Source organism: Streptomyces sp. NPDC046876 (genome assembly GCF_040645035.1).
GTDB lineage: Bacteria > Actinomycetota > Actinomycetes > Streptomycetales > Streptomycetaceae > Streptomyces.
The window spans coordinates 140,938-152,470 of record NZ_JBEYXK010000006.1 but is presented as its reverse complement, the minus strand read 5'-3'; the positions used below and the strand labels follow the sequence as shown (position 1 = coordinate 152,470).

Below are 11,533 nucleotides of genomic sequence, written 5' to 3'. Positions count from 1 at the left end.
GCCCGCTCGAGTACGGGCCGGGGGGTGGGAGCGCGGGACCGCTCCCGCGCCCCGGCCCGTACGGGCGTACCGGCTCAGGCAGGCGGGCCGGCCTCGGCGGCGGCGCCGCCCAGGGCCGCCAGGTCGCTCTTGCGCACCCGGATGACCAGCAGTGCCGTGGCCAGCGCCAGTCCGGCCATGGCCACCGCCGCGAGGAACGCGGTCGCCATGCCCTGGGTCAGGACCAGGTCCCCCCAGGGGTCGGGCAGCCTCCCGGTCTCCTTGAAGGCGGCCAGCTGGTCGGCGTCGGCTCGGGCGGCGAAGTCCGCGACCTGCTTCTCGCCCTCGGTGCGGCTGGCCGTGCCGAAGACGGTCACCAGGATCGACAGGCCCAGGGAGCCGCCCACCTGCTGGCTGGCGTTCAGCAGCCCGGAGGCCGCCCCCGCCTGCTGCCGGGCGACCCCGGAGACGGCGGTGAGGGTGAGGGTCACGAAGTTCAGGCCCATGCCGAAGCCGAACAGCAGCATCGGCCCGAGGACGCCGGACACGTACGAGCTGTCGGTGCGGATGAACGTCAGCCAGGCCAGTCCGATGCCGGTCAGGCCCGATCCGGCGACCATGAACGGCTTGGGGCCGAACCGCGGCAGCAGCCGCTGGGAGAGGCCGGCCGAGGTGATGATCGCCGCGGTCACCGGCAGGAAGCCGAGCCCGGCCTCGATCGGGGAGAACCCCAGGACGTTCTGTACGAACTGGACGATGAAGAAGAACATCCCGAACATCGCGGCCGCGAGCCCCAGCATGATCAGGTAGGTGCCGGACCGGTTCCGGTCGGCGAACATCCGCAAGGGGACGATCGGCTCGTGGGCCCGGGACTCGATGACCGCGAACAGCCCGAGCAGGACCACGGCCGTGGCGAACGACACGAGGGTGAGCCCGTCCCGCCAGCCGTCCTGCGAGGCGCGGATGAACCCGTAGACGAGCGAGGCCATGCCGCCGGTCGAGGTGAGCGCCCCGGCGATGTCGAAGCGGCCCGGGTGGCGCTCGGACTCGGCGATGTAGAGCGGGGTCAGGACGGCGATCAGCAGGCCGATCGGGACGTTGACGAACAGCACAGCGCGCCAGTCCAGCCACTCGGTGAGCATGCCGCCGGCCAGCAGGCCGATGGCGCCGCCGCCCGCCGAGACGGCGGCGAACACGCCGAAGGCGCGGTTGCGTTCGGGACCTTCGGCGAAGGTCGTGGTGACCAGGGCCAGCGAGGTGGGCGAGGCGATGGCCCCGCCGACCCCCTGCAGGGCGCGCGCTGCCAGCAGCTGCCACGGCTCCTGGGCGAAGCCGCCGAGCAGTGACGCCAGGGTGAAGAGCAGGATTCCGGTCAGGAACACGCGCCGTCGGCCGAGGATGTCGCCGGCCCGGGCGCCCAGCAGCAGCAGCCCTCCGAAGGCCAGCGTGTAGGCGCTGATCACCCAGGAGAGGTCGGTGGTGGAGAAGGAGAGGGCGGTCTGGATGTGGGGGAGCGCGATGTTCACGATCGTCGCGTCGAGCACGACCATGAGCTGACATGCGGCGATGACGACGAGCGCCACGCCGGGGCGGCCCTCTCGACGGGCCGCGCCCGGTATCCGGGCTGCGGCGAGTTGTTGGCCTTTCACCATGGAACCCCCCGTAGTGAAATAGTGAACGCAGCCGTTCACTGGAGGTCCACCGTAGGAGGCGGCCCTGAGCGGACACAACCGTTCCTCGTGGCGGAAAATGCGTGCGAGGGGCACACGGGCCGATCGGAGGCAGGAGTGACGGCGGAGGTGCGCAGGTCGGCGGCACCGGCCGGGCGCAGGCGGGGTCCGGAACTCGAACGGGCGATTCTGGACGCGGCCTTGGAGCAGTTGGGCACCGCCGGCTGGAACGCGCTCACGATGGAGGGCGTCGCCGCCGGCGCGCACACGGGGAAGGCGGCGCTCTACCGGCGCTGGTCCTCGAAGGCGGAGCTGGTGGCCGAGGTGCTGCGCAGGGGGCTTCCGCCGATCGGCGAGATCCCGGACTGCGGATCGGTCCGGGACGACCTGCGCCTGCTGTGCGTGCGGATGCGGGACGTCATGCGCTCTCCGGCCGGTCAAGCGCTGCGTGCAGTGCTTCACGAATGCGACCCCGCCCATGAGGAACGGTTCATCGACGTGGTCCGGGCGGGGCTGCACGAGCCCGCGCACCGGCTGATCGGGGATCTTCTGCGGCGGGGGATCGAGCGGGGTGACGTGCGATCGGATGCGGAAGGTCCGTTTGTCGTGGACGTCATTCCGGCGATGCTGATGTACCGCGCGAAGATGTGCGGAAGCGAATGGCCGGAGGGTGACATCGAGGAAATGATCGACCGGGTGATGGTGCCGCTGCTCAGCCCGTGAACCGCCGCGCCGACTGTGCCCGGGCCGGGGTGTGCAGGCGGCTCGGGGCGGCGTAACCTTGCTGGCGCCATGCCGTACGAAGCACCCACCCACACCGTCGAACGCTCCCTCCGCGCAACCACCGGCGCCAAGGTCATCGCCGGGGTCGACGAAGTCGGACGAGGGGCCTGGGCCGGTCCGGTCACCGTGTGCGCGGCGATCACCGGACTGCGCCGACCGCCCGAAGGGCTCACCGACTCCAAGCTGCTGACACACAAGCGGCGCGACGCCCTCCTCGAGGTCCTCGAGGCCTGGGTCACCGCATACGCCCTGGGGCACGCCTCCCCGGAGGAGATCGACGAGCTGGGGATGACCGCGGCACTGCGCCTGGCGGCGGAGCGCGCGCTGGAGGCGCTGCCGGTCCGCCCCGAGGCGGTGATCCTCGACGGCAAGCACGACTACCTCGGTGCGCCCTGGCAGGTCCGTACGGTGATCAAGGGCGACCAGTCCTGCGTGGCCGTTGCCGCAGCCTCCGTCATCGCCAAGGTCCGCCGCGACCGGATGATGGCCGAACTGGGCCAACAGGGCGGAGGTTTCGAGGGCTTCGGCTTCGGCGACAATGCCGGATATCCCTCGCCCGTGCACCGGGCCGCGCTGGAGGAGCTGGGTCCCACCCCGTACCACCGGCTCTCGTGGTCGTACCTCGACGCCCTGCCCCGCTGGCGCCACCTCAAGAAGGTGCGGCGCAGCGAGGAATCGATGGAACTGGAAAACGGAGGCCAACTCGGCTTCGATTTCTGATCGCACCCACGTGCCACCGGCCGGTACGTTTCGTACCGGTGTTTGAAAGTCACCCACTCATGCCTCTCACCCACGAGGAGCCTCAGATTCACGAGAGTGCCCAGGGTCCCCGCGTCACGCCGGCCGCGAGCCGCACCGCGCCGACCCCCCGCCCCGTACCTGGTCCGCGTCCCGCCGCCGTCCCGCGGCCCGGGCGCCCCGGTCCCGCCCGGCCCGCACCGCCCGCGCAACGGGCACCGCAGGCCACTCCCGGGCCCGCGCCCGCCACCGCCCCCACCACACCGTCCGTCTCCGCGGCGGTGCCGCAGATCCAGCTGATCCCGGCTTCCGCCCAGGGCGCGCTGGACGCGGCCGAAGAGGCCGTCGACCTGCTGCTCGACACCGGGCGCGCGCCCGGCGACATCCTGGTGCTCACCACCGGCGACCTGCACCCGTGGGCCGCTCACGAGCTGTCCTTCGGTGAGGCCGCGTACTGGGCCCTGCACGACGCCGGGGACGACGTCTTCTACGCGGACGCGGCGCAGGTCCAGCGCGCTGCGGGCCGTCCCGTCGTGGTCTTCGCGGCCAACGGCGGACCTGCCGAAGCGGCCGCCACGGCACTGCCCGTCGCGCTCGCGCGGGCCGGTGCGCTGCTGATCGTGTGCGGCGACCCCAAGGAGATCAACTCCGTGCTGGGTGCGGGCGTCTGACGCCCCGTGACCCGTACGGGCGAGGGGCGGGGCTGGCCGGGTGCCGGCCCCGCTGAAGCCCTGGGCCCGACCCGCCGTACGCCCCCAACCGGGTGTACGGCCGTGAGGCCCGCCCGGACGCCGGGCGGCCACCGGGCAGCGTGGTGTCAGCGGGCGGCAGTGCGGCGCAGGGGCTCGGCCGCTCCGGCGCCGGTGCGCAGGTTCAGCGGTGCGAACTCGGCTGCGGTGTCGCCGAGCCGCTCGGGTCGCGAATCCGAGCTGGGGTGCCGGCCGCCGCGGCCTTCGCCGAGCACCTGCCAGCCGCCGCGGGTCAGCGTGATGTACGCGCCGCAGCGCAGCCCGTGCAGCGTGCAGGCGTCCCGCAGCCCCCACATCCAGGCGCCGTCCTCCTCGGTCCACCGCTCGTCGCCATCGCGGCAGTACATCAACACCGCCGTGCGAACCGGCGTCCGGCGCCGAAGGTCGTGCGGGATGACCCGGCGCAGCGCGGCCAGCAGGGCGTTGCGGTAATCCCAGCCGTCGGCAGAGGCCGACCGGGGGACGAACGAGGCACTCGCCACGAGCCGTTCCTCGGGGCCGAGGACCGCTATGACCGCGGTCGAGGGGCCCGGGCTGTGGCGCGAGTGCAGTCCGCTGACGACCTCGCGGGGATTGCTCAGCAGGGGAATCCCCGCCGCCGTCCACTCGGCGGGCTCCAGCAGTCTTCCGTGCCGGCTGGCGCCGCCGGTGGCCGTCGTCAGTGACGTCGTCGAGGGCGGGGCGAATCCGAAGGCCACGGTCCTCCCTTCGGGTACTCGCCCGCGGACGGGCACAGCTGACGTGCGGGCGCGCCGCAGCGCGGCCCAGGGAGTGCCGTCGAGCCGAGCGGGAGCACTCCGATTCTCGCGTGGCCCGCGAGCATGCGGCAACGAGCAATTGGCGCGGCCGACCGGAATTCGCCGGTATGCCGTTCATATCCTTGCCCCGTCGCGCTGAGGATGACTCAAATGGCTACGGCTGAAGCGCGAGTACCAGCGGAAACACCTCCTTCGCCCCGGCCTGCCGCAGCAGCCGGGCGGCCACCGCGAGCGTCCAGCCGCTCTCCGCGCGGTCGTCGACGAGCAGCACCGGACCCGCCGCCTCGGCCAGCGTCGCGGCCAGCTCCGCGGGCACCGCCAGGGCCTGGTGGAGTCCGCGTACTCGCTGGGCGCTGTTCGAGGAGGGCAGACCGAACTCGGGGGCGCGGTCGGTGTAGACGAGGGCGCCGAGCAGCGGAAGCCTGCCGACCTCCGCGATCCGGGCGGCCAGCGAACCGATGAGCTGCGGCCGGCTGCGCGAGGGCAGGAACACCACGCCGGCCGGCCGGGCGGGCGCGTCGGGGGCTCCGGAGGCCCACCCGCCCGGACCGCGGGCCCAGTCGGCGAGGACCGCCACCACGGCCTGCGCCACGTCGTCCGGGATCGGCTCGTCAGGGGCCCCCGCAGCGAGCATCGGGCGCAGCCGGTTGCCCCAGCCGATGTCGGAGAGCCGGCCGAGCGCCCGACCCGTGGAAGCCTGCTCCGAGGCGGGGATGCGGCCCTTGAGGTCGACGCCGACGGCAGCGAGTCCGGTCGGCCACATCTTGCGGGGCTCCAACTCCACGCCGGGGCGGCCGAGCTCACCGCGGGCGGTGTCCAGCGCCGCGCTGGAGACGTCCGCGGTGAACCGGGCGCCGGCGCAGTTGTCGCAGCGCCCGCAGGGGGCGGCCTCCTCGTCGTCCAGCTGGCGGCGCAGGAACTCCATGCGGCAGCCCGAGGCCGCCGCGTAGTCCCGCATGGCCTGCTGCTCCGCGGCCCGCTGGCGGGCCACCCACGCGTAGCGCTCGGCGTCGTACACCCACGGCTCGCCGGTCGCGGTCCAGCCGCCCTTGACCCGGTGCACCGCCCCGTCCACGTCGAGGACCTTGAGCATGGTCTCCAGTCGGGTGCGCCGCAGGTCCACCAGCGGTTCCAGGGCGGGCAGCGACAGCGGCCGACCCGCCTGTGCCAGCACGTCGAGGGTGCGCCTGACCTGCTCCTCCGGCGGGAAGGCGACCGAGGCGAAGTACTGCCAGATGGCCTCGTCCTCCCGGCCCGGCAGCAGCAGCACCTCCGCGTGCTCCACGCCGCGGCCGGCGCGGCCCACCTGCTGGTAGTAGGCGATGGGCGAGGACGGCGAGCCGAGGTGCACCACGAAGCCCAGGTCGGGCTTGTCGAAGCCCATGCCCAGGGCGGAGGTCGCCACGAGGGCCTTGACCCGGTTGGCCTGGAGGTCGTCCTCGGCTTGCTGGCGGTCGGCGTTCTCCGTCTTGCCCGTGTACGAGGCCACCGTGTGCCCGCGGTGACGCAGGTACGCGGTGACCTCCTCGGCGGCGGCCACCGTCAGTGTGTAGATGATGCCGGAGCCCGGCAGTTCGCCGAGGTGGTCGGCGAGCCAGGCGAGCCGGTGCGCCGCGTCCGGCAGGGACAGCACGGCGAGGCTGAGGCTCTCGCGGTCCAGCGGGCCGCGCAGCACCAGCGCGTCCGTGCCGACGCCGGTGCCCAGCTGCTCGGCGACGTCCGCGGTGACCCGGGCGTTGGCCGTGGCGGTCGTCGCCAGCACCGGGACACCGGGCGGCAGGTCGGCCAGCATCGTGCGCAGTCGCCGGTAGTCGGGGCGGAAGTCGTGCCCCCAGTCGGAGATGCAGTGCGCCTCGTCGACCACGAGCAGGCCGGTCGCGGCGGAGAGCTTGGGGAGCACCTGGTCGCGGAAGTCGGGGTTGTTGAGCCGCTCGGGGCTGACGAGCAGGACGTCGACCTCGCCGGCCGCGACCTCGGCCTGGATCTGCTCCCACTCCTCGGGGTTGGCCGAGTTGATCGTGCGGGCGTGGATCCCGGCGCGGGCGGCGGCCTCGACCTGGTTGCGCATCAGTGCGAGCAGCGGGGAGACGATCACGGTGGGCCCGGCACCGGCGGCCCGCAGCAGCGAGGTGGCGACGAAGTACACCGCGGACTTGCCCCAGCCGGTGCGCTGGACCACCAGGGCGCGCCGCTTGTGCGCGACGAGGGCCTCGATGGCGAGCCACTGGTCCTCGCGCAGGCGTGCGGTGCCCGTGGGGTCGCCCACGAGACGGGCCAGTACGGAGTCGGCCGAGGACCTCAGGTCTGCGTTCATGCCCCCATGCAACCCGATGCCTCCGACATCGCGCCAATGGCGGCCCGCACCTGTGGAAGTTGAATGATCAATAGTTATCCACAGGCCTTTCGGGATCGGAGGGTGCGCGGGACCGTCGGGGCATGACGAACAACCACGCACCTCGCACCCCGTCCGGACGGCCCTGCATCAGCCACTCCGGATCACCGGCCGAACCGCAGATCACCCTGCGCAGCCCCGCCGAACTGGCCGACGCGCTGCCCTACATGCTGGGGTTCCACCCGACCGACTCCCTCGTCTTGGTCGCCGTGCACGGGGAGGGCGGGCGTTTCGGCGGCCGCCTCCGCCTCGGCATCCCGCCGTCCCCGGAGGAGTGGGAGGACACCGCCCGGCAGGTCGCCGAATGCCTTGTCCAGGGCAGCGAGCGGCGCGCCGGCAAGCCCGACGGCATCATCGTCTTCCTCTGCCAGGACCCGGGCGCGGGAGAGAGCGGCCAGCGGGTCATGACCCGGCTGCGGCCACTGGCCCAGCGGATCAGGCTGGCCTGCGGGGCACTGGACGTGCCCGTCCTGGAGGCCCTGTGCCTCTCCGCCGGCCGGTACTGGTCCTACTGCTGCCCCGACGAGCGCTGCTGCCCCGCCGAGGGGACCGTCCTGGCCGCCGGCGGCACCTCGGTCGCGGCCGCGGCGGCCACCTTCGCCGGGCTGCGGATCCGCGGCTCCCTGCGGGAGCTGGAAGGCCGGCTCGCACCGCTGCGCGGACCGGTCGCCGCGGAGATGGAGCGGGCCCTGGACCGGGCGGCCGCCGCACTCGTACCGAAGATCCTCGACGGGGCCACACGTCAGGAGGTCGGCGCCGAGACCGTCACCCTCGCCCGCACCCTCATGCGGCGCCTGACCCTCGCGCCGCCCGTCGAGGGCGGCCCCTGCGCGGACGACTGGGACGATGCGCTGCTCGGCCACGACGAGGCGGCCGCGCTGATCCTCGGCCTCCAGGACCGCGAGACCCGGGACATCGCGGCCGAGTGGATGGAGGACGAGGAGGCCGCCCCCGCCCTGCGCTTGTGGCGGGCCCTGGCCAGGCGCTGCGTCGGCGCCTACGGAGAACATGCGGCGGCCCCGCTGACCCTCGCCGGATGGGTCTCGTGGTCCACCGGGGACGAGCCGACCGCCCGCATCGCGTTCGGGCTGGCCCTGCAGGCCGACGCCGAATACCGCTTCGCCCAACTGCTCCACCACGCCTGCAACGAAGGGATCGACCCGGAGGGGCTGCGCGCCTGCCTGCGGGCCGAGCGCAAGCGCCGGGAGCCCGGCAGCAAGCGCCGGTCCGCCGTGCGGCCGCCCGGCCGCCGCGAGCCCAAGCCGGCCCGGCGCGACCCCCGGCGCACCGCACGGAGCGACCGGTGAATGCGGCGCGCACCACCGGCCGGCAGGCCGGGCACCGCTGCGGGGGCGGTGCCCGGCGCGGTCTCGCAGTGCGCCGTCCGGCCGCAGCGGCCGCGGAGCCGGATCGGCGGCCTCACGGTGGGCCCGTGCCGCAGGAGGCCCCGTCACCGCCGGGGCCCGTGACCCGGGCGGGGGCGGTGGCGTTCCCCTGGAGGGTGGCCGGGGCCCGGCCGTGCCGCCCGGAGCAACCGGCCCGGGCGCAGAGCGTCCAGACAAGGCGACCCATGGACCACCCCGTACCTCCCGCCCGCAGGCCCGAGTTGCCGCCCGTGCACGCCGCGGTCATCTGCGTCTCGGCGCCCTGCCTGGTCATCTCGCCCGAGCACGGCCAGCTGACCGGGCACGGGATCGACGGGATCTACCGCTCCGGCCGGCGGCTGCTCTCCCGCTGCGTGCTGCGGGTCGGCGGCCGGGACCCGGTCGCGGTGCAGGGGCGCAGCCTCGGCGCGGACCGGGCCGCGTTCACCGCCACCGTCCGCACCGGAGCCGAGGCGGGTCCCGACCCCGACATCGGAGTCGAGCGGGTGCGGCACGCCGACGGCACCGAGCGCATCACCCTGCGCAGCTTCACCGCCCGTCCGCTGCGGCTGCCGGTGGAGATCCTGCTCGGCACCGACCTGGCCGAGCTGGCCGCCGTGGCCGCCGGCCGGGCCGGGCCCGAGCTGCCCGCCGGGGTGCATGCGGCCGGGCTGCGCTGGAGCACGGGGGAGGCGCAGGCCGTCACCGCCGCCGAACCGGCCCCGGACGACGCGCTCGCCTCGTCGGGCCTGCTGCGCTGGCAACTCGAACTGGGGCCGGGGGAGTCCCGCACCATCGAGCTGCGGACCACCCAGGCCCGCACCTCCCGGGCCCCGGCCGGGCAGGTGGCCAACCCCCTGGCCGACGCCCGGGCCGAGGGGGACGACCCGCGCGCCGAGACCTGGTTCCGCACCAGCGTCGAGGACCTCGGCGCCCTGCTGCTGCGCGACCACGAGGAGCCGGCCGACGCCTACGCTGCCGCGGGCGTGCCGTGGCGGCTCGGGCTGGCCCCCGCCGAGTCCCTGTGGGCGGCCCGCATGGCGCTGCCCCTCGGGACCGGGCTCGCCGCGGCCACCCTGCGCACCCTGGCCCGGACCCAGACCGGCGGCCGCGGCCCCGAGGCCGGGAAGATCCCGGGCCCCCTGCGCGGGGCCGGCCCGCAGCTGCCGCCAGGCTGCACCGGCACCGAGGCCACGCTCGCCTTCCCCGCCGTCCTCGCCGAGGCACGGCGCTGGGGACTGCCGCAGGAGGAGGTGGACCGGCTGCTGCCCGCGGCCGAGCGGTGCCTGGACTGGCTGCGCGGCGCCCTGGGCAAGGACGGGTTCCTCGCCGACCCCGACCCGGGGCCGCGCCGCTGCGAGACCCAGGCCCACGCCCACCGGGCCGCGCTGCTCGGCGCCGATCTGCTCGCCGGATGCGGCCGGCCCGGCGCCGAGGAGTGGCGGGAGTGGGCGGCGGCCCTGCGGGCGCGGTTCCTCGAGGGGTTCTGGACCGACGGCCCGGACGGCGGCCGGCCGGCAGCGGCCCTGCATCCCGACGGGCGCCCTCTGCCCCGCCTGACCGGAGCCGCGGCCCACCTCCTGGACACCGGGCTGCTCGGCGGCGGCCGGCTCGCGCCGGGACTGCTGGACCGGGTCCGCACCGAGCAGCTCGCCCGGCTCCTCGGAGCCCCCGCGATGGACTCCGGATGGGGTCTGCGCAGCATGGCCTTCCGCGAGCCGGGGCACAACCCCTTCGGCCACCGCTCCGGCGCGGTGCGGGCGCACGAGAGCGCCGTCGCGGTCGCCGGGCTCGCCCAGGCCGGGTTCGAGAAGGAGGCCGCCGCCCTGCTGCGGGGACTGCTCGATGCCGCCGAGAGCTTCGGCTACCGGCTGCCCGAGATGTACGCCGCCGAGCAGCGCACCGCGGGCAGCGCGCCCCTCCCGCACCCGGCCGCCTGCCGCCCGGCCGCGGTCGCCGCGGCCGCCGGGGTCCACGCCCTGGTGGCGCTCGCCGGAATCCGCCCCGACGCGCCCGCGGGCACGGTCGCGCTCGTCCCGATGCCCGGTGCCCCGCTCGGCGCCCTGCGCCTCGCCGGCCTGCGGGTTGCGGGCGAGCCGTTCGCCCTGCGGATCAGCCGGCTCGGCCTGGGCATGGTGGAGGAGGCGGCAGATGCGCTGCAATTGGGCGGGTAGCCTGCCGGTCTTCGTCTCCCGGATCACCAAAGCTCTGTTTATCGTCAGGAAGACGACTATGATCGCGGCATGTCTCCCTACGACCCGTCGGCTTTCCCGCCGTTCGCCGTCACCGTCGACCTGGTCGTCCTCACCGTTCGGCGCCACGCGCTCTGTGCCCTCGTCGTCCGCCGCGGTGAGCAGCCGTTCCAGGGCCGATGGGCCCTGCCCGGCGGCTTCGTGCGCGGAGAGGAGGACCTGGCGGCGGCCGCGGCCCGGGAGCTCGCCGAGGAAACCGGACTGTGTGCGCACGACCCCGCCGCGCCGGGCGCCGGCAACGGGGCGCACCTGGAGCAGCTGGCCACGTACGGCGACCCGAAGCGGGATCCGCGGATGCGGGTCGTCAGTGTGGCGCACCTGGTGCTGGCTCCGGACCTGCCCGCGCCCCGCGCGGGCGGAGACGCCAACAGCGCCCGCTGGGCCCCGGTCGACGAGCTCCTCGCAGGCGAGGAGGATGCCGCCTCCGGACTCGCCTTCGACCACGCCCGGATCCTCGCCGACGGCGTGGAGCGCGCCCGCTCGAAGATCGAGTACTCCTCCCTCGCCACCGCGTTCTGTCCGCCCGAGTTCACCGTCGGCGAGCTGCGCCGGGTCTACGAGGCGGTGTGGGGCGTGGCCCTCGACCCGCGCAACTTCCACCGCAAGGTCACCGGGACCCCCGGGTTCCTGGTCCCGGCCGGCGGGACGACGACCCGTCAGGGCGGTCGGCCCGCCCAGCTGTTCCGCGCCGGCGGGGCGACCCTGCTCAACCCGCCGATGCTGCGTCCGGAAGCCTGACACACCGGCTCCGACACGGCCGCGTCCGTACACCAGGTGCGGCGAAAATCGGACATATCGCGTTATCTTGCTTGGGGTATTCACACTGCCGCAAAGCGGTCTCACCCCCC

Annotated in this window: 9 protein-coding genes; 6 read left to right on the top strand and 3 right to left on the bottom strand. The window is 74.6% G+C overall.

Translation table 11 applies throughout. The annotated features are described in order from the left end of the window. Positions 1-74 precede the first annotated feature (74 nt). Positions 75-1,631 carry an MFS transporter gene (locus ABZ924_RS06230; protein WP_361904859.1) on the bottom strand — a complete coding sequence of 519 codons (1,557 nt, stop codon included), beginning with the start codon at positions 1,629-1,631 and terminating at the stop codon, positions 75-77. 135 nt (positions 1,632-1,766) lie between these two features. Between ABZ924_RS06230 and ABZ924_RS06225 the strand changes: the two genes are divergently transcribed. The 3 genes from ABZ924_RS06225 (at position 1,767) to ABZ924_RS06215 (ending at position 3,841) form a co-directional block, all read left to right on the top strand. Next, positions 1,767-2,372 (top strand): TetR/AcrR family transcriptional regulator, encoded by a 606-nt coding sequence (locus ABZ924_RS06225; RefSeq protein ID WP_361904856.1) that lies wholly within the window; start codon positions 1,767-1,769, stop codon positions 2,370-2,372. A gap of 69 nt (positions 2,373-2,441) precedes the next feature. Further along, entirely contained in the window at positions 2,442-3,152 is a 711-nt protein-coding gene (locus ABZ924_RS06220) for a ribonuclease HII (protein ID WP_361904854.1), read from the top strand. A gap of 59 nt (positions 3,153-3,211) precedes the next feature. Continuing rightward, complete coding sequence (locus ABZ924_RS06215) at positions 3,212-3,841, top strand: hypothetical protein (protein WP_361904851.1); 630 nt, start codon at positions 3,212-3,214, stop codon at positions 3,839-3,841. 146 nt (positions 3,842-3,987) lie between these two features. On the opposite strand, the gene ABZ924_RS06210 is transcribed toward ABZ924_RS06215, so the two are convergent. After that, the gene (locus tag ABZ924_RS06210) at positions 3,988-4,617 is read right to left on the bottom strand and encodes a hypothetical protein (RefSeq protein ID WP_361904848.1); all 630 of its coding nucleotides are present in this window, start codon (positions 4,615-4,617) and stop codon (positions 3,988-3,990) included. A 214-nt stretch (positions 4,618-4,831) separates the two neighbouring features. After that, positions 4,832-6,991 carry a RecQ family ATP-dependent DNA helicase gene (locus ABZ924_RS06205; RefSeq protein WP_361904845.1) on the bottom strand — a complete coding sequence of 720 codons (2,160 nt, stop codon included), beginning with the start codon at positions 6,989-6,991 and terminating at the stop codon, positions 4,832-4,834. Positions 6,992-7,113: 122 nt separating this feature from the next. On the opposite strand from ABZ924_RS06205, the gene ABZ924_RS06200 reads away from it, so the two are divergent. The 3 genes from ABZ924_RS06200 to ABZ924_RS06190 all read left to right on the top strand — a co-directional run bounded on the left by ABZ924_RS06200 (position 7,114) and on the right by ABZ924_RS06190 (position 11,423). Continuing rightward, positions 7,114-8,376: a DUF4192 family protein gene (locus ABZ924_RS06200; RefSeq protein WP_361904842.1), complete on the top strand. Its 1,263-nt coding sequence runs from the start codon at positions 7,114-7,116 to the stop codon at positions 8,374-8,376. A gap of 263 nt (positions 8,377-8,639) precedes the next feature. Then, positions 8,640-10,607, top strand: coding sequence for a glycogen debranching N-terminal domain-containing protein (locus ABZ924_RS06195; RefSeq protein WP_361904839.1), 1,968 nt, complete (start codon positions 8,640-8,642; stop codon positions 10,605-10,607). Between the two features lie 69 nt (positions 10,608-10,676). Beyond that, positions 10,677-11,423 carry an NUDIX domain-containing protein gene (locus tag ABZ924_RS06190; protein ID WP_361904836.1) on the top strand — a complete coding sequence of 249 codons (747 nt, stop codon included), beginning with the start codon at positions 10,677-10,679 and terminating at the stop codon, positions 11,421-11,423. Positions 11,424-11,533: the final 110 nt, after the last annotated feature.

Excerpts from the sequence above, each read along its gene's own strand:
- ABZ924_RS06230 (WP_361904859.1), bottom strand. The coding sequence starts at position 1,631 with ATGGTGAAAGGCCAACAACTCGCCGCAGCCCGGATACCGGGCGCGGCC.
- ABZ924_RS06220 (WP_361904854.1), top strand. The coding sequence starts at position 2,442 with ATGCCGTACGAAGCACCCACCCACACCGTCGAACGCTCCCTCCGCGCA.
- ABZ924_RS06215 (WP_361904851.1), top strand. The coding sequence starts at position 3,212 with ATGCCTCTCACCCACGAGGAGCCTCAGATTCACGAGAGTGCCCAGGGT.
- ABZ924_RS06205 (WP_361904845.1), bottom strand. The coding sequence starts at position 6,991 with ATGAACGCAGACCTGAGGTCCTCGGCCGACTCCGTACTGGCCCGTCTC.
- ABZ924_RS06200 (WP_361904842.1), top strand. The coding sequence starts at position 7,114 with ATGACGAACAACCACGCACCTCGCACCCCGTCCGGACGGCCCTGCATC.
- ABZ924_RS06195 (WP_361904839.1), top strand. The coding sequence starts at position 8,640 with ATGGACCACCCCGTACCTCCCGCCCGCAGGCCCGAGTTGCCGCCCGTG.
- ABZ924_RS06190 (WP_361904836.1), top strand. The coding sequence starts at position 10,677 with ATGTCTCCCTACGACCCGTCGGCTTTCCCGCCGTTCGCCGTCACCGTC.